Source organism: Candidatus Micropelagos thuwalensis (assembly GCF_000469155.1).
Lineage (GTDB): Bacteria > Pseudomonadota > Alphaproteobacteria > RS24 > RS24 > Micropelagius > Micropelagius thuwalensis.
This window is the reverse complement of record NZ_AWXE01000004.1, coordinates 280,726-297,867: the sequence shown is the minus strand read 5'-3', so window position 1 is coordinate 297,867 and position 17,142 is coordinate 280,726. Positions and strand designations below refer to the sequence as shown.

Here is a 17,142-nt window from a genome sequence, read left to right as displayed (position 1 = left end):
TTTTTTGCGGATTAAGTGATGACGCAGTTAAGGCTATATTTGATACCGACGCTGGTCTGTCTGCCAGTCTTTGCATTTCTTGTAAGTCTTGGCAATTGGCAGATGGAACGTCTGACATGGAAAAAAAACCTTATTGAGGTGATTGAAGCGCGTCTTGCCACTCCAGTTCAGAGCATTCCAACGTCACGCGAATGGCAAGGCCTTTCATCCGATGACTATGTGTATCAACGTGTTTTTGTTAAGGGTGCTTTTGATCATCAGGCCGAGCAGTTCTGGTTTGCGCATCACGAAAAATTCGGTCCTGGCTATCAGGTCATTACACCTTTTGTGATAGGGGATGACCGGATTGTCATGGTCAATCGCGGCTATGTTCCAGCATCCCAGAAAGCCCCTGCTTCCCGGCAAGCCGGTCAGATTTCAGGTGAGGTTCGTTTGGAAGGGTTGATGGTCTGGCCTGGTGAGCGCAATATTTTTGATCCCCCTAATGAACCGGGTAAGAAACTTTGGTTTGTGAAAGATGTCGCTGCCATGGCTCAAAATGCTGGCTATGAGGAGAATAGCTGGTCGATTGCCCCCTTTTTTGTTGATAGCCTAGAAACCCCGGAAAATATTTTTCCTGTACAATCTCCTATTGGCGGACAAACGCGGGTCAATTTACCGAATCGTCATTTAGAATATGTTGTTACATGGTACGGTCTTGCCTTGGCGCTTGTAATTGTTTATGTGCAGTGGCTCATAAAGCAAACCAATCGTGCGAAACCTGAAAACGAGACAGAGTAGTGAAATATATCAGCACACGCGGCACCGCACCGGTTCTTGATTTTGAAGATACGCTTCTGGCGGGTCTGGCTGCGGATGGTGGTCTTTATGTGCCAGAAAGCTGGCCACGTCTATCCCGTGAGACACTCACGAGTTTCAAATATAAACCCTATGCTGAGGTTGCCTATGAGGTCTTAAACCCCTTCATTGGCGGCACACCCAATAATGACCGTTTCAGAGAAATTTTGGAGGCCGCTTATCAGGCATTTGAAGTTCCTGAAGTTGCGCCCGTTATCCCTTTGGGTGGTCAGCATTATTTGCTGGAACTTTTCCATGGGCCGACATTGGCCTTTAAAGATGTTGCTATGCAACTTCTTGCTCGTTTGATGGATGAAGCTCTGGCACGCCGTGGGCGACGCGCAACAATTATCGGTGCGACTTCAGGTGATACGGGCGGCGCTGCGATTGAGGCGTTTCGCGGACGAGAAAATATAGATATTTTCATTTTCTTTCCCGAAGGGCGCGTGTCGGATGTTCAAAGAAAACAAATGACAACCCCAACGGATGAGAATGTTCACGCTCTAGCAATTGATGGTACGTTTGATGATTGTCAGGCGCTTGTCAAAGATATGTTTAACGATGCGGATTTCCGTCATGAAACCGGTCTTGCTGGTGTGAATTCAATTAATTGGGCGCGCGTCATGGCGCAAACCGTTTATTATTTCACTGCGTCAGCCCAACTGGGAGTGCCTGACAAAGAAATTGCCTTTTCTGTTCCGACAGGTAATTTCGGTGATATTTTTGCTGGATATGTTGCTAAGCAGATGGGCCTTCCAATCGCGCAACTCATGATTGCGACAAATATAAATGACATCCTTGCGCGCGTTTTGAAGACAGGCATTTATGAAATCGGGGATGTTGTTGCTTCTTCGAGTCCGAGCATGGATATTCAGGTGTCGAGTAATTTTGAACGCTTGTTGTTTGAGGCCACGGGTCGGAATGCTGATGAGGTTTGCCGCCTCATGGGTGAATTGGCAGAGAAACGTAAATTCTCCCTCTCTCCAAATGTACTCGAAGTTATGCGTGGGAGCTTTGCTGCTGAGCGTGTTGATGAAGGTGAGACTGCCAAAATCATCAAGGATATGTTTGAGGCGGACGGAATGTTGCTTGACCCGCACACCGCGGTCGGTTACGGCGCTGCATTGCGAAGTGATGTACCAACTTCCACACCCATTGTTACCTTGGCGACTGCGCATCCCGCAAAATTTCCGGCTTCAGTCGAAAAAGCCTGCCATCGTTCTGCTGAGGAAATTATCGCTACCCCAGAACGGGTGCAAGTCATGATGAAGCAAGACGAAGCATACGAAACTTATCCAAATGAACTTGCTAGAGTTCAAGATTTTGTTCGCCAAAAAAACAGCTTTTGATGCGGTTGGAAGACTAACGGCTTTTAACTTTGCCGGTATTCCATGATAAGCTAATACAATGAAAAGACTATCGGATAGTGTGGCTGTATTTTTTATCCGGATGTTACGACATGCTCTTCCGGTATTTTTGTGTTTCCTTGCATTGCTACCGGCACAGGCTTTGTTTCCGTCTAAAGCCTTGGCGGTTGACGTTGTGCTTGTCTCCAGCAATATGCGTTACATTGATTTCACCCAACATATTAAGCGGGTTCGACAGGATATATATGATTTTGCAATTCAGAATACGGGTGATGAGACCATGTATCTGACGCTAGAACTTTCCCACCCCGATATTTTTCATATTGCGACATATCCGAAGTTGGACATACCGTTTAATTTAAGACTCATCGGCTCCGACGATACTGAGATTGCTCCTGAGGATGCCATGTCCAATGAAATAGACTGGGAAGTCCCCCCCGGTGCTACGCGAAGATATATTCTTCATGGTGATATTCCCGGCAAAACGAAATTTTGGTTATGGAATCCAGACTACAAATCCGAGATTGAAAAGAATCGGTTCTACTTTCACCAATTTGTTCTGGTGGCGTTGATTTTTGTCGCCATGCTAGCTTTGGTCGTCGCTCATTTACGAAATAGAAGGCGGCTGATTATTCCCTCTCTTTTTGCTCTCTCATTTGTTGTTATCATGTTGGTGCGTTGGCAGATTTTTATGAATTATTTGGATATGAATGATTTGCGTCTCGCCATGGTTCTCATGTCAGTAGCGTTGATTATTGCGCATTTTTCTTTGATGGATATGTCGGCGGTTTCGAAACGATATTGGCGGCGTGTCATATTAAATGTGGACACGATATTGCTGGTTGTTATTTTGGGTTGGGTTACACAATTTTTTTATCCGGATTTTTTGGGTGCAATGACTGTTGATTGGCTGGAGATGTTTCTGGTCATTCCATCCATATTGTTATGTCTGGCAGTGGTAATATCATTAAAATTACCTGAAAATTGATGGCCTGCTCCCGGTTTAAGCTTGCCCTTGATCAGCGCTGAGCTTGCCAAGGTCAATCCCTATGCGTGCCATGGCTGCAGGATATTTTTTCTCGGGATCAATCGAAAAAATCAAATCTAAATCTGCTTCGCATGCCAGCCATGCGTTTTCATGAAGTTCTGCATCCAGTTGTCCTGCATCCCATCCAGCATAGCCGAGAAATAAGAGCGATCTATCTGGGGCGCCATGCTTGCCGAGGACTTCCATAATCTCCAATGTTGCTGTAAGCGCAATGCGGTGATTATTCCCGAGGCTGGTGGTGGATGCTGTATAATCGCTTGTATGCAGAACAAATCCGCGTCCAGTTTCAACCGGCCCGCCCAGATAGGCTTTCATTCTGTCGCCATTATCACTGATTGGGAGGTCAAGACTTTCAAGTATATCGTTCAGGGTTACATCTTCTGCGGGTTGATTAACAACAAACCCCATAGCCCCTTCAGGACCATGTTCAAAAATATAGACAACGCTACGATCAAATCTCGGATCGCCAATACCGGGCATGGCCAGAAGCATTTGCCCACTTAAATTTTCATTCATTAAAGACATAACGGTTTATATAACCTAACATCATTCTCACAGTGAAACATCTAAACAGACCGGATGCAAACAAATCAATGTTAGATAAGAAATCCTTTCTGGTTTTGGCGCTTCTTATAATGCTTTTAGGCATAGGATTCGCTTTTACTTCAAATGCGTCAGAAAAGGAAAGCCTTAGCTTATCCACAAAATCTCTTTCTTTTTATGAAGATTGGAAAGTGCCAACGTCCCTCTATGGCGAGCCGTTGCATGTTGCCAAGGCCAAATTCGTGACCGGCGTTTATGAGGGACGACCCGTTATTGCGTTACGTCTAATGATGTCGGCGGGGTGGCACAGCTATTGGTATTTCCCGGGGGCAGCAGGTATCGCGCCTAGATTTGAATGGGGCTCATCTCCTTACATACCTGCAGGGGAACCGCTTTTTTTGCCCCCGAAACGCTTTAATGAGCCAGGTGGCCCCACCTATGGCTATGATGGTGAAACGGTTATTTTCATTCCCTTTACATTTAACGACACGTTTGAGAATGGAGGAAAGACAGCATTTCCGCTCAGCCTGAAGCTTACCTTAGGTCTATGCAAAGATATTTGTATTCCGGCAAGCTTCAAATTTTCAGAACGTATTACCCTCAAAGACATCAGAAAGTCTCCTGCACAAATATGGTTGAACAAAGCCCTATCTGCCTTGCCACAGCCAGCTAATGATAAATTATTCGTTAAAGAAGTCAGTTTTTCAGGAAATAGCCTCCAAGTGGCTATTGCCGGAGAAAATCTGACGAAACCAGATGTTTTTATTGCGGGACGTGACGGAGATTTTTTTGATGTCCCTGAAATTATTTCTACATCGCCCAAGCTTTGGATTTTTAAGGTATCTGCAGTGCCGGCAGACGGAAATTTTTCAGAGCGAGTGCTGGAATTTGTCGTGGAGGATATTTCAGGTGCAGTTTTTCAAACATATCAGGTTCAGTCTAAAAAACCTGTAAATGAATAATTCCAACCACTTGGTAATCTATGAGCAATAATATATGATTGAGTTTCACAATGAGAGGATTGAAATATGACCATTCAAGTCGGAGAAAAACTCCCTTCGGTAACCTTCATGCACATGTCTGATGCTGGCCCCGCACCGATTTCTACAGAAGAGCTTTTTGGCGGCAAAACCGTCGCTTTGTTTGCCGTGCCCGGGGCGTTTACCCCGACATGTTCGAACCAGCATATGCCCGGTTATGTGCAGCATGCTGCAAGCATCCGTGAAAAAGGTGTTGATACGATTGTCTGTGTTTCCGTTAATGATGCTTTCGTTATGGACGCTTGGGGAAAAGATCAGGGTGCGGGTGGAAACATCATGATGGTCGGTGACGGTAATGGTGAATTTACCAAAGCTATTGGCCTTGAAATGGACGGCTCTGGTTTTGGTCTTGGCACGCGGTCTTTACGCTACTCTATGATTGTGCGCGATGGTGTCGTGGATTCGCTCAATATTGAGTCCAATCCCGGTGAAGCTGTAGACTCAGGTGCTGAAAACCTTATGAGCCAACTCTAACTCATTAAGCCATTTACTGATAAGCGGCCATTCCACGCCGTGCTAATTCATCAGCGCGTTCGTTTTCTGGGTGGCCGCTATGACCCTTTACCCATGCCCATTCGACTTGGTGTGCTGCATTTTCAGCATCAAGCTCACGCCATAAATCTTCATTCTTTACTGGCTTCTTAGCGGCAGTCTTCCAGCCATTTCGCTTCCAGTTTGCCATCCATGATGTGATACCGTCTTTCACATAGGTGGAGTCCGTCACGATCTTTACTGCGCCATTTTTAGGCAGGGCGCGTAAAGCTTCAATTGCGGCTTTAAGCTCCATACGGTTATTGGTGGTCTCTGCTTCGCCGCCGCATAATTCGGTTTCTTGCCCGTCAATAATCAGAAGCACACCCCAACCACCGGGGCCGGGATTGCCGGAGCAAGCCCCATCCGTGTATGCCATCATCATAGCTCTACTCCATATTCTGCTGCAGATTTTGTTTTCTTGTGAAACCTTAATCTGTGTAAGTAGTCCAGAGGGTTTTTGGGTTTGACGAGAGCACCTTCTTGCGGTGCGAACCAATCATGCAAGCGGGTAAGGAGAAATCTCATGGCAGCACCTGCGGCTAAAATTGGCAATGCTTCAATTTCCTCTGGTGTGAGTTTCCGCACAGAATTATAGCCATCCATCAAGGCGCGTGCTTTCGTAATATTAAAACTTGTGTCAGTCTCAAAGCACCAGGCATTAAGCACAATGGCAAGGTCATAAGCCATCATATCCGAGCAAGCAAAATAAAAATCAATAATGCCCGATAGTTTGTCACCAATGAAAAACACATTATCGGCAAATAAATCGGCATGAATTATGCCGCGTGGCAGGGCGGCATCAGCATTTGGCCAATGTTCTTTTAGCCGAACCAGCTCACCGTCAATCAATTCGGTCAGTCCAGCATGGAGAGTGTCTGCATTATGGCGCGATGTTTCGTAGAGTTCAGGCCATGCATCAATTGAGAGATTATTTGCGCGGGTCATACCAAACTGCTGTGCGGCGAGATGCATCTCAGCCATGCTGGCACCGAGCGCATGACAATGCACGGCCTCAGGTCGCCGTAGGCTTAAACCCTCAAGAAAGCTGATAATAGCTGCCGGACGTCCGGCAATATTGGAGAGCGTTGATCCGTCTTTACGTTTCACTGGAACTGGACAGGGAAGGCCGGACTCAGCAAGATGCATCATGAGGTTAATGAAAAAGGGTAAGTCCGTGGGATTTACCCGTTTTTCATAAAGCGTGAGGATAAATTTTTCGGGCCGACCCTCTCGCTCAGTGGTGAGAAGAAAATTGGAGTTTTCAACCCCCTCTGCAATACCCTTGAGTGATAAGACGTTGCCAATATCATAATCAGACAATAAGTCCGCTAGCTGTTCATCAGTGAGATCGGTATATACAGCCATAAGGAAAAGTCTCCGTCACCTTTATCGTATTTGTTTTGGAAGTTTAAACTCTACCGACTCAGTAGTATGGACAACTTCTTCAATCGCAAGTGAGAAGTGGGTGGATAATTCTTCGATGACTTCTTCCATCAAACTTTCAGGTGCCGATGCGCCTGCGGTTAACCCCAGCGTGGAAATGCCCTCAAGCTTTTTAAGCGGAATATCCTCATGCCCTGTAATTAGATATGCTTCGGGACAGCCCGACGTCAGACTGACCTCAACAAGACGCATTGAATTGGACGAATTCTGTGCGCCGATAACCAGCACCATATCTGATTGCGGGGCAATATCCTTTACCGCTGCCTGACGGTTAGTTGTTGCATAACAAATATCCTGTTTGTGGGGGGCTATTATATTGGGGAAACGACGTTTCAGGACTGAAATCATTGCGGATGTGTCATCTACAGATAAGGTCGTTTGGCTAATATAGGCGACTTTCGACACGTCGGAAACTTCTACCGACTCAGCATCCTCGATGTTTTCAATCAGCTTAATCTTTCCCTCTGGCAACTGTCCCATAGTGCCGATAACTTCTGGGTGACCAGCATGACCAATCATTAAAATTTCATAGCCGTTTGAAAAATGTTGCTGTGCTTCAATATGAACTTTGGAAACGAGTGGGCAGGTTGCATCCAGCCAGTTCAGTTCCAGCCGGTTAGCTTCATGAGTGACGGCTTTAGGGACGCCATGGGCAGAAAAAATCACAGGTGTTTTTTCATCAAGGTTGTCCGGTAAATCGCTCAGTTCCTCAATAAACACCGCGCCTTTATTGGCGAGGTCATTAACAACGCGCTTGTTATGAACAATCTCATGGCGCACATAAACCGGCGGCCCGTAAATTTCGAGTGCACGCTTAACAATCAGCACAGCACGATCGACCCCCGCGCAAAACCCTCGCGGCGTGGCAAGCAGGAGTTTTAATCCGGGTTTGGTAATATCTGACATTAACTGATCCGTATGCTGATAATCATGAGACTTGCTCAATGTAGTTGGCTTGGTTAGTTTAGACTCGTACCTCTTGTGAAACATTTGGTGAGCAAATCACTGGATATTTAATTCCACAATACTTATAAACCGAAACTAACTTACAGGCGACATTATAAAAGGAAACATGATGTTTATGTCTAAAATAACAAAAACTTTTCTGCTGGTGACTTTAATGGGAACCCTACTGTCCGCCTGTGCAGGAGAGGAGCCGCTTCCTTATGTTGCCTGCCCTAAGCCGTTTATTCTTGCAGATGGGGAGCGTCTCGTTAGAAGTGCTGAACAAAATTGGACGGCAGAGTTAAATTGGGTTGATCTGGCTTGTGAGGTAAAAGATGCTTCTCGTATAGAAATGGCATTATTTTTAAGCGGTCGCTTCTATGCAAATTCTGCGGGTACATATAATGCGACGCTACCCATTTTTATTGCTTATATAACAGCAGATGATGAGGTCATGTCGCGCATGACTCAAAATATTTCTGTGACGTTAAAGGCCGATAAATCAGGTGATTTTATCGGGTTCAAGAAAATGATAAACGGACTTGATATTCAACTGGACTCGGTTTCACCAGACATGCAAGTTATTGTCGGCTTTGAATTATCTGCCGGAGAACTGGCGTCAAATATTTCAGAAAAGAAGCGGCGTCTCGGATATTAAACGGATTTTTAACCGAATAAATATGTCTCTTGATTGACTCTTGGTCGACTCGATTCCATATTGTATTTACCTTTTATATTGTTGCGGAAGAGACTGATTAAATTCAGCGCCGAAGGAGCAACCGCCCTCGGAAACTCTCAGGCAAAAGGACCGCTTCAATTAAGGACTCTGGAAAGCAGGTTGGTTCTAATTCTTAGTTTTGAATTTGGCTAATCTCACCGACGGGGTAAATGGCATTTAATTGATCGATTATTCAATTATGCATGAGCCATAATTCTCTCAGGTTCCCAAGACAGAGGAGGGCGCAGCACGTTCCATATGAGTGGTTCGGTATTGGTGTGTTTACTCTTGAGTTTAGGGAGCAGGTTAACCTGTCGGTTTTATGACCAACTCTACAATAGATTTAGACGGTAACAATAAAGGCACGGATGCTTCAGCATCTCCGGGTTCGCAGAGTCTTGCCAGAACCCCGCTCTTTGATATGCATGTTCAACTGGGCGCTAAAATGGTTCCTTTTGCCGGATATGACATGCCGGTTCAATATGGTCTGGGTGTTATGGGCGAACACCTCCATACGCGGGAGAAAGCCGGGTTGTTTGATGTCTCCCATATGGGGCAAGCCCAGTTATTTCCCGAAGACCCCGATAGCGATGTGGCCCCTGTTTTTGAAGAACTCGTCCCCGGTGGTATTATTTCGTTAAAAGAAGGCGGTATTCGTTACACACAACTTACAAATCAAGATGGCGGCATTCTTGATGATTTGATGGTGACCCGTTTCGGGAACACGCTCTGGTTGGTTGTCAATGCCGCGTGTAAGAATGATGACTTTGCCCATATCGCTCAATTACTTGCCGGTAAGGCCAGACTGTCTGTTGAAAATCGAGCGCTCTTGGCATTGCAGGGCCCATTGGCAGAAGCCGTTTTGAAAGAGCATTTACCCGCCGTAGCGGATTTGGCTTTCATGCAGGCCTGTCATGCAGATTATGAAGGTGAAAAGATTATCATTTCTCGTTGCGGATATACTGGCGAAGACGGTTTTGAGATTTCTCTTCCAAATGAAATGGCTTCACATTTTGCTGCGCTTCTCCTCGCAAATGATGCGGTTGCACCGATTGGTTTGGGCGCACGGGATAGTTTAAGGCTTGAAGCAGGCCTTTGCCTTTACGGTCACGATATTGATACCGGCACGACACCTGTTGAAGCTGATTTAATGTGGTCTGTGCCACGTCGCCGTCGTGAGTCACTCAATTTTCCCGGCGCGCATAAAATATCTCAGCAATTATCGCAAAAACCTGATCGCTTTCGTGTCGGGATTAAACCTGATGGGCGAGCACCTGCGCGGGAAGGCTCGGAGATTCATGACATGAATAATAACCCAATCGGGCGCATCACGAGTGGCGGGTTTGCCCCTAGTTTGCAAGCCCCGATAGCGATGGGATATGTGAGTGCCGAACATGCGGCGCCCGGCACACAAGTACAGCTAATTATTCGCGGCAAACCGATGCTGGCTCACATCACCAGCATGCCCTTTGTGGAACATAAATATTTGAGGACAAAACCATGAGCAAGAAATTTACCAAAGACCATGAATGGATTGATATTGAGGGGGATGTCGCGCGCATCGGCATTACGAATTATGCCCAAGAACAGCTTGGTGATGTTGTCTTCGTCGAATTGCCTGAAGCAGGACGCCAATTTCAACAGGGCAATGACGCTGCTGTTGTCGAGAGCGTAAAGGCTGCGAGTGAAGTCTATGCGCCGGTATCGGGTGAAATTGTTGAGCCGAATACCAAATTAGAAGATGACCCAGCATTGGTGAATCAGGATCCGACGGAAAGTGGATGGTTCTTCACTATGAAAGTGTCCAACCCCGACGAGTTGAACGATTTGATGGATGAGGCAGCTTATGCCGACTATGTAAAGGAGCTTGGTTAATGCGTTATTTACCTCTAACCCCGACGGATCGTGGCGAGATGTTATCGCGTATTGGCGTGGATGCCATTGATGACCTTTTTATAGATGTGCCTGAAACTGCGCGTCTCGACGGCCCAATTAATCTGCCACCGCATCAAAGCGAGATGCAGGTTGAGCGCGACCTCTTTGCTATGGCGGCGCAAAATAAAACAGCCTCTACCGTGCCATTTTTTTGTGGCGCAGGCGCTTATAAACACCATGTGCCTGCCAGTGTGGATCATATCATCCAACGGTCAGAGTTTTTGACGTCTTATACGCCTTATCAGCCTGAAATCACTCAAGGTACTTTGCAGTATCTGTTTGAGTTTCAAACACAGGTTTGTGAATTGACCGGTATGCCGGTTGCAAATGCATCAATGTATGATGGGTCAACGGCCACGGGTGAGGCTGTGTTGATGGCGCACCGGATTACACGCAAAAAACGTGCAGTGATTTCTGCGCGTTTGCATCCACATTATCGTGGGGTGATAGATAATCTCTCCGATATGGGTGGGTTTGATGTTGCCTCACCTGAAGACTCCGTTAGCGGCGTAGAAGATCTGATTGCTCTTATTGATGATGATACATCTAGCGTCGTGGTGCAGTATCCTGACTTCTTCGGCAACATTATGGATTATTCGACACTTGCACGCGACGTCCAGTCACGCGGCTGTTTGTTGATTGTTGTTGTGCCCGAAATTATTTCACTCGGTTTATTGAAGCGTCCGGGTGATATGAGTGCTGATATTGTGACTGGTGAAGGGCAAAGCCTTGGTAATGGTCTTAATTTTGGTGGGCCTTATGTAGGATTGTTTGCCGCCAAAGAAAAATATCTTCGTCAGATGCCAGGTCGTTTATGTGGTGAAACAGTTGATGCAGATGGCAAACGCGGTTTCGTTTTGACGCTCTCAACGCGTGAGCAACATATCCGGCGTGATAAAGCAACGTCTAATATTTGCACCAATTCAGGTCTGTGTTCGTTGGCTTTTACTGCACATATGACACTGCTTGGCGGTCAGGGTCTTCGGCAACTTGCCCAATTGAACCATGCCCGCGCCGTACAACTGGCTGAAAAGCTAGAAACTATTGATGGTGTAGAGGTGTTGACGCCGGCTTTCTTCAATGAGTTTGCAATTCGCCTGCCTGCCCCAGCCGGACAGGTTGTTGAGGCATTGGCAGAAAAGTCGGTTCTGGGCGGCGTGCCGGTATCGCGCCTTATGCCGGACACTGGTATGAACGATGTGCTTCTTGTCGCAGCAACCGAGGCGAATACCGAAGAAGATTTAGCAATTTATGAGGCAGCACTGCGCGATGTGCTGAATGGGTATCGGCATGAATGAGATAACGCCTATTAAACAGGACAGAAAACAAACCTTTACCGGGCATCAAGCTTTAATCCTCGAAGAAAAGCTTATTTTTGAAATTGGGAGTGCCGACAAGTCGGGCGTTGACCTTGAGCCCGTACCAGAGGTGAGCAACAGACTTGGTGATTGCATGGCTCCTGCTCAGCCGGATCTGCCCGGTCTGTCAGAGCCTGAGGCATTACGCCACTTTGTACGGCTCAGCCAGAAAAACTATTCGATTGATGCGGGTCTGTATCCACTGGGGTCTTGCACCATGAAGCACAATCCACGCCTTAATGAAAAAATGGCACGTCTGCCCGGCTTTTCAGATATTCATCCGCTTCAGCCTGTCTCGACAGTGCAAGGTGCGTTAGCATTAATGGATGAGTTGGCGCATTGGTTGAAAACATTGACGAATATGCCTGCGGTTGCGCTTTCGCCAAAAGCAGGTGCTCATGGTGAATTATGCGGCATGATGGCAATACGTGCGGCGATTGAAGCACGTGGTGAATTGGAAACACGCCGCCGCGTTCTGGTGCCGGAGTCCGCGCATGGTACAAATCCGGCTACGGCGGCTTTGCTGGGCTTTAAGGTTGATGAAATCCCGGCCAATCATGATGGTCGTGTTGACCTGGTCGCTTTTAAGGACAAGTTGGGTGATGATGTTGCCGCGATTATGCTGACCAATCCGAATACATGCGGATTGTTTGAGCGCGACATCATAGAGATTGCCGATGCTCTGCACGAGGCTGGCGGTTATTTTTATTGTGATGGAGCGAATTTTAACGCCATTGTCGGGCGCGTCAGACCAGGAGATCTTGGCATTGATGCGATGCATATTAATTTGCATAAAACATTCTCAACCCCGCATGGCGGCGGTGGTCCGGGGTCAGGGCCGACGGTTCTTTCCGATCGGCTAGCGGCCTTTGCGCCTCTGCCCTATGTAGTGGCAGGTGAGCATGGCTTTGACTTGATTGAGCTTGAGGCACAAAGCGCCGACCAACCATTTGGGCGGATGGTCGCGTTTCACGGGCAGATGGGCATGTTTGTCCGTGCTTTGTCCTATATGAAAAGCCATGGCTCTGATGGTCTGCGCCAGGTAGCCGAAGATGCGGTGTTAAATGCAAATTATATTCTGGCATCTTTGCAGGATGTCATGACGGCTCCATTTGCCGGGCCATGTATGCATGAGGCGCTGTTTGATGACGGCTTCCTGAAGGGCACAGGCTTGGAGACGCTTGATTTCGCCAAGGCCATGATTGATGAAGGCTATCACCCGATGACGATGTATTTCCCATTGGTGGTGCATGGCGCGATGCTGATTGAGCCGACGGAAACTGAAAGTCGCGACACGCTGGATTTGTTTATCGCAACTTTGCAGGATTTGGTACGCTGTGCCAAAGCGGGAGAAATGGAACGCTTTACGAATGCGCCTGAGCTTGCGCCACGTCGTCGTTTGGATGAAACCCGTGCGGCGCGTCAGCCGATTTTACGCTGGCAGGCGGCAGAGGCAACAGCTCAAGCGGCTGAATAATAGAGGATGCGCCCATAGATATCGCGGCAGAAACAGCGCGAGGCTGGCCTGAGAAAAAAGTCGTCGGGATTGATGAAGCCGGGCGCGGCCCATGGGCGGGGCCGGTGGTGGCTGCAGCGGTTTATTTGCCCCCTGATTATGAGGCGCAGGGGCTTATTGGCCTGAATGACAGCAAAAAACTCTCTGAGAAAAAGCGCGAAGCGCTGTTTGAGCCTATTTGCGCCCTACCGCACGGTATCGGTATTGCAGAGGTTGGGGAAATTGACACGCTGAATATTTTACAGGCGAGTATGTTGGCGATGCAACGTGCTGTTTCAGCCTTGCCGTTTACGCCGGATTTTGCGCTGGTGGATGGCAACCGCCTGCCCGCATGGGATGTGCCGTCTGACTTTCTCATTGGCGGGGATGCGCGTTCGGTCTCGATTGCGGCGGCTTCGATTGTGGCGAAAGTCACCCGTGACCGTATGATGGTGGCGCTGGATGCTGAATTTCCCGGTTATGGGTGGGCAGGAAATAAGGGATATGGTGTCAAAACGCATCAGGAGGGTCTGGCGCGGCTGGGCGTGACGCCGCATCATCGGCGCAGTTTTGCCCCAATACGCAAGATATTGAGTCCCGACGCCGCCTGAGGGACTCCATATGGCGGCTGTGGATAAATCATAATTTTCTAACCCATTGGAATCAATCACCTATTGACGGCGACTCGTGGATGACACATGGTGCGGTCATGACCAAAAAACAAGCCCAAACCTTGCCCATAGACACCATTATTGAAGGTGATTGCTTTGAAGCGCTGTCGCGTCTGCCGAGCGCGAGTGTTGACCTCGTTTTCGCTGACCCGCCCTATAATCTCCAGCTTAAGGGCGATTTGACCCGACCTGACACAAGCCATGTGGATGCGGTGACGGATGACTGGGATAAGTTTGACAGCTTTGCCGCTTATGATGCTTTCACCCGTGCGTGGCTGGCTGAGGCGCGCCGTGTGTTGAAGCCGACGGGGACGCTGTGGGTTATTGGCTCTTATCACAATATTTTTCGTGTCGGCACGGCCTTGCAGGATATCGGTTTTTGGGTGCTGAATGACATTATCTGGCGCAAATCCAATCCGATGCCGAATTTTAAAGGCACGCGCTTTACCAACGCGCATGAGACGCTTATCTGGGCGGCGCGCGATAAAGACGCGACGGGCTACACCTTTAATTACCGCGCCATGAAAACCCTGAATGATGATTTGCAGATGCGCTCCGACTGGGTGCTGCCGATATGCAATGGCGGTGAACGTCTGAAGAGTGAAGCGGGTGACAAATTGCATCCGACGCAAAAACCCGAAGCTCTGTTGCACCGCGTTTTGCTGGCCTCCAGTAATCCCGGTGATGTGGTGCTGGATCCGTTTTTCGGCACCGGCACAACTGGCGCGATGGCGAAGCGTCTGGGGCGGCATTTTGTAGGCATTGAGGCCGAAGCGGAATACGCCGCCGCTGCCCGCAAGCGCATTGCCGCCGAAACCGTGCTGGATGATACGTCCTTGCAGGTGACACAAAGCGCGAAACAGCAAAAGCGTGTGCCGTTTGGCGCGCTGGTTGAAAACGGCATGCTCAAGCCCGGCGCACAGCTTTTTGGCCCAGCCCGAAAAGTAAAAGCGCGTATCCGCGCCGATGGCAGTTTGAAACTCGGCACTGCAAAAGACGCGCCGACGGGGTCTATCCATAAAATCGGCGCGACGGCACAAGGTCTGGAAGCGTGTAACGGCTGGACCTATTGGCACTATAAGGACGGCGACAAGCTCCTGCCGATTGATACCCTGCGTAACTCCCTGCGCGAGAAATTACACGACGGGTGAGGGGGTTATGACACGCCTTGTCTTCTAAGGAGTAAAATAATTGTTGGAATAAAACCACCAACAGCAATGCTACTCGCAGTCTGCTAAGCTAATCCCATAAATTTTTCTAAAATCTCATTATCTGAGCCAACATATACGGTGTATTTTATCATAAGATAAATTAGACAAACTTCTGCAAAGAAGCAGACTATTATGCCTATCATCCAAAGTCCAACCATCGTCCTGCGTAACCAAGTCTCGGTCCACATTGTAGTCTTATGGCGATTATTATCTTCCAGCTCTTTGAAAGAGCCTTCCTTATCACTGTTTGATGTTGTTGGTACCTCTTCTTTTTGAATTTTCGGAGGCTCTTCACTATTTGTCAAATTCACAAAATTTACTGCTGATAGTTGGTTAAATTTAGATATATGAGTGAGAATTTGGCCTCACCCCAAAACATGCGTGACGACTTTCCGCATCACGCTGGGCAGGGCCGTGTCGGGGAAGTCTTTAGGATGCACCCAAATATGCGCGGCAGGTGGCTTAAAGCGCGGCGGTGCCGTCAGGCGTTCGACCTTCAGGGTCAGGCGGAAATGTGTGAACACATGCACCACCGCACCGGGGAGGCTCTGTGTTTCGATATCCGGTAAGGCATGTGTGAGCGTGCTGTCATTGTCAGCGTCCCATCCGGCAGAGGGCAACATCATCATCCCGCCCAGCAAACCCTTTTCGGGGCGGCGATACATCAGCACTTCCCCCTTTTTATTTTCAAGCCACCAGACCGTGCCACGGCGTTCGGGCTTTGGCTTTTTGGGGGCGCGGCGCGGTAGGGTTTCTTCAATGCCTTGGAGTTTGGCGGCGCAGTCCTCTTGCCATGGGCAGAGCAAACAATTCGGGCGCTTGGGAGTGCATATCGTTGCGCCAAGATCCATCATGGCCTGCGCGATGTCTCCCGGGCGATTGTTCGGCGCATCTGCTTCCACAAATTGCGTGGCATAGGTTTTGACTTCTGCTTTTAATTTGGGAAGCGGCGTGGTGAGTGCCAAAAGCCGCGCCAGCACACGCTCAATATTGCCATCCACAGGTGCAGCCTGTTGGTTGAAGGCAATCGCCGCGATTGCCGCCGCCGTATAAGGGCCAATGCCTGGCAGGGTGAGGAGCGCGCTTTCCGACTGCGGGAAGACCCCGTCATGTGCGGTGACCAGTGTGCGCGCACATTTTAAAAGATTGCGGGCGCGGCTGTAATAACCAAGTCCCGCCCACGCAGTCATCACCGCATCATCGGGTGCGGCGGCCAGATCGTGAATTGTCGGGAAGAGTTGCAGAAACTTCTCATAATAGGGCTTTACAGTTACAACTGTTGTCTGTTGGAGCATAATCTCGGACAGCCAAACGCGGTAAGGGTCTGGTGTTTCCCCCGGCAAGGCGCGCCACGGCAAAACACGCCGGTGGCGGTCATACCAGCCCAAGAGTTTTTGGGCGGCGTGCATTTCAGCCAGATTATTTTTGCGCTCGGACATGGGTTTCTTGTAACATGAAGACAGATTATGACCGATAAATTTGACAGCAACCCGCTCCGTAGTTCCGGCACGCCGCATGTGTCTAAAGTGCTGGGGCGCATTACGGGACGCACCATGAACCGGCGCGGCTTTAGCGATAGCCGTATGCTGGAAAACTGGTCGGCGATTGTCGGCCCTCAACTTGCCGCGATGAGCCAGCCCGTGCGTTTATCGCGTCGTAAAAGTGGGCGCGATGGTGAGGAAACAGCCGGCGGCGTGCTGACCGTGAAAGCCGAAGGCGCAATTGCACTGGAAATCCAGCATCTTGCGCCGCAGATTATTGATCGTCTTAACATCTATTATGGATATGCCGCGATTGCTCGGCTCAATATTGTTCAAGGGCCTGTGACAGTAACACCCTCGCCGCTGAGCCCGCCACCAATTAAAGATGAAGAAATTTCAGCCCTCGCGGATGATTTCGACGAGATTGATACACCCCGTTTGAAGCGCGCATTGGCCTCTCTCGCTCTGCTGATGCGTCGGGATAAGGGATAAAATTGTCCACAGCTTGCGTTAACG

At 48.6% G+C, this 17,142-nt stretch carries 19 protein-coding genes and 1 riboswitch; of the genes, 13 read left to right on the top strand and 6 right to left on the bottom strand.

The window, feature by feature from the left end; all coding sequences use genetic code 11:
- The first annotated feature begins 18 nt into the window (after nucleotides 1–18).
- Genes RS24_RS06075 through RS24_RS06065 form a run of 3 tightly spaced genes read left to right on the top strand, consistent with a single transcriptional unit; the run spans nucleotide 19 to nucleotide 3,192 of the window.
- On the top strand, nucleotides 19–780 hold the full coding sequence (locus RS24_RS06075) for an SURF1 family protein (protein ID WP_021777315.1): 762 nt from the start codon (nucleotides 19–21) through the stop codon (nucleotides 778–780).
- Nucleotides 780–2,186 (top strand): threonine synthase, encoded by a 1,407-nt coding sequence (gene thrC / locus RS24_RS06070; RefSeq protein ID WP_021777314.1) that lies wholly within the window; start codon nucleotides 780–782, stop codon nucleotides 2,184–2,186. The genes RS24_RS06075 and thrC overlap by 1 nt, the downstream gene beginning before the upstream one ends.
- Nucleotides 2,187–2,244: 58 nt before the next feature.
- Nucleotides 2,245–3,192, top strand: coding sequence for a peptidase S41 (locus tag RS24_RS06065; protein ID WP_021777313.1), 948 nt, complete (start codon nucleotides 2,245–2,247; stop codon nucleotides 3,190–3,192).
- Nucleotides 3,193–3,207: 15 nt separating this feature from the next.
- Here RS24_RS06065 and RS24_RS06060 read toward each other — a convergent pair whose 3' ends face one another.
- Complete coding sequence (locus RS24_RS06060; protein WP_021777312.1) at nucleotides 3,208–3,777, bottom strand: YqgE/AlgH family protein; 570 nt, start codon at nucleotides 3,775–3,777, stop codon at nucleotides 3,208–3,210.
- 68 nt (nucleotides 3,778–3,845) lie between these two features.
- Here RS24_RS06060 and RS24_RS06055 point away from each other — a divergent pair, with 68 nt between their 5' ends.
- Both RS24_RS06055 and RS24_RS06050 read left to right on the top strand, forming a co-directional pair.
- Nucleotides 3,846–4,757, top strand: coding sequence for a protein-disulfide reductase DsbD domain-containing protein (locus tag RS24_RS06055; protein WP_021777311.1), 912 nt, complete (start codon nucleotides 3,846–3,848; stop codon nucleotides 4,755–4,757).
- 66 nt (nucleotides 4,758–4,823) lie between these two features.
- Entirely contained in the window at nucleotides 4,824–5,309 is a 486-nt protein-coding gene (locus tag RS24_RS06050) for a peroxiredoxin (RefSeq protein ID WP_021777310.1), read from the top strand.
- 13 nt (nucleotides 5,310–5,322) lie between these two features.
- Here the strand turns inward: RS24_RS06050 and rnhA are convergent, their stop codons facing one another.
- From rnhA to ispH, 3 genes are read right to left on the bottom strand one after another with little or no spacing between them, the layout of a single operon-like run.
- Nucleotides 5,323–5,751 carry a ribonuclease HI gene (gene rnhA, locus RS24_RS06045; RefSeq protein WP_038300779.1) on the bottom strand — a complete coding sequence of 143 codons (429 nt, stop codon included), beginning with the start codon at nucleotides 5,749–5,751 and terminating at the stop codon, nucleotides 5,323–5,325.
- Nucleotides 5,748–6,734 (bottom strand): homoserine kinase, encoded by a 987-nt coding sequence (gene thrB / locus RS24_RS06040; RefSeq protein ID WP_021777308.1) that lies wholly within the window; start codon nucleotides 6,732–6,734, stop codon nucleotides 5,748–5,750. Before thrB ends, rnhA begins: the two co-directional genes overlap by 4 nt.
- A 21-nt stretch (nucleotides 6,735–6,755) precedes the next feature.
- Nucleotides 6,756–7,709 (bottom strand): 4-hydroxy-3-methylbut-2-enyl diphosphate reductase, encoded by a 954-nt coding sequence (gene ispH, locus RS24_RS06035; protein ID WP_038300890.1) that lies wholly within the window; start codon nucleotides 7,707–7,709, stop codon nucleotides 6,756–6,758.
- Nucleotides 7,710–7,893: 184 nt separating this feature from the next.
- On the opposite strand from ispH, the gene RS24_RS06030 reads away from it, so the two are divergent.
- The 7 genes from RS24_RS06030 (at nucleotide 7,894) to RS24_RS06000 (ending at nucleotide 15,085) form a co-directional block, all read left to right on the top strand.
- A complete protein-coding gene (locus tag RS24_RS06030; protein WP_131443747.1) occupies nucleotides 7,894–8,415 on the top strand; it encodes a hypothetical protein in 522 nt (173 codons plus the stop codon).
- Nucleotides 8,416–8,489: 74 nt separating this feature from the next.
- A riboswitch (glycine riboswitch) is annotated at nucleotides 8,490–8,578 on the top strand.
- Nucleotides 8,579–8,797: 219 nt separating this feature from the next.
- Nucleotides 8,798–9,979, top strand: coding sequence for a glycine cleavage system aminomethyltransferase GcvT (gene gcvT, locus RS24_RS06025; RefSeq protein ID WP_021777305.1), 1,182 nt, complete (start codon nucleotides 8,798–8,800; stop codon nucleotides 9,977–9,979).
- Nucleotides 9,976–10,350 carry a glycine cleavage system protein GcvH gene (gene gcvH / locus RS24_RS06020; RefSeq protein ID WP_021777304.1) on the top strand — a complete coding sequence of 125 codons (375 nt, stop codon included), beginning with the start codon at nucleotides 9,976–9,978 and terminating at the stop codon, nucleotides 10,348–10,350. The genes gcvT and gcvH overlap by 4 nt, the downstream gene beginning before the upstream one ends.
- On the top strand, nucleotides 10,350–11,708 hold the full coding sequence (gcvPA, locus tag RS24_RS06015; RefSeq protein WP_021777303.1) for an aminomethyl-transferring glycine dehydrogenase subunit GcvPA: 1,359 nt from the start codon (nucleotides 10,350–10,352) through the stop codon (nucleotides 11,706–11,708). The genes gcvH and gcvPA overlap by 1 nt, the downstream gene beginning before the upstream one ends.
- Nucleotides 11,701–13,245: an aminomethyl-transferring glycine dehydrogenase subunit GcvPB gene (gcvPB, locus tag RS24_RS06010; RefSeq protein ID WP_038300889.1), complete on the top strand. Its 1,545-nt coding sequence runs from the start codon at nucleotides 11,701–11,703 to the stop codon at nucleotides 13,243–13,245. The genes gcvPA and gcvPB overlap by 8 nt, the downstream gene beginning before the upstream one ends.
- Before the next feature lie 68 nt (nucleotides 13,246–13,313).
- Nucleotides 13,314–13,874 (top strand): ribonuclease HII, encoded by a 561-nt coding sequence (locus RS24_RS06005; protein WP_038300778.1) that lies wholly within the window; start codon nucleotides 13,314–13,316, stop codon nucleotides 13,872–13,874.
- Between the two features lie 98 nt (nucleotides 13,875–13,972).
- Nucleotides 13,973–15,085, top strand: a complete 1,113-nt coding sequence (locus RS24_RS06000; RefSeq protein ID WP_038300888.1) for a site-specific DNA-methyltransferase — start codon at nucleotides 13,973–13,975, stop codon at nucleotides 15,083–15,085.
- Between the two features lie 83 nt (nucleotides 15,086–15,168).
- On the opposite strand, the gene RS24_RS05995 is transcribed toward RS24_RS06000, so the two are convergent.
- Both RS24_RS05995 and mutY read right to left on the bottom strand, forming a co-directional pair.
- On the bottom strand, nucleotides 15,169–15,456 hold the full coding sequence (locus RS24_RS05995) for a hypothetical protein (protein ID WP_021777299.1): 288 nt from the start codon (nucleotides 15,454–15,456) through the stop codon (nucleotides 15,169–15,171).
- Between the two features lie 54 nt (nucleotides 15,457–15,510).
- On the bottom strand, nucleotides 15,511–16,584 hold the full coding sequence (mutY, locus tag RS24_RS05990) for an A/G-specific adenine glycosylase (protein ID WP_021777298.1): 1,074 nt from the start codon (nucleotides 16,582–16,584) through the stop codon (nucleotides 15,511–15,513).
- Nucleotides 16,585–16,611: 27 nt separating this feature from the next.
- Here mutY and RS24_RS05985 point away from each other — a divergent pair, with 27 nt between their 5' ends.
- The gene (locus tag RS24_RS05985; RefSeq protein WP_021777297.1) at nucleotides 16,612–17,118 is read left to right on the top strand and encodes a DUF721 domain-containing protein; all 507 of its coding nucleotides are present in this window, start codon (nucleotides 16,612–16,614) and stop codon (nucleotides 17,116–17,118) included.
- Nucleotides 17,119–17,142: the final 24 nt, after the last annotated feature.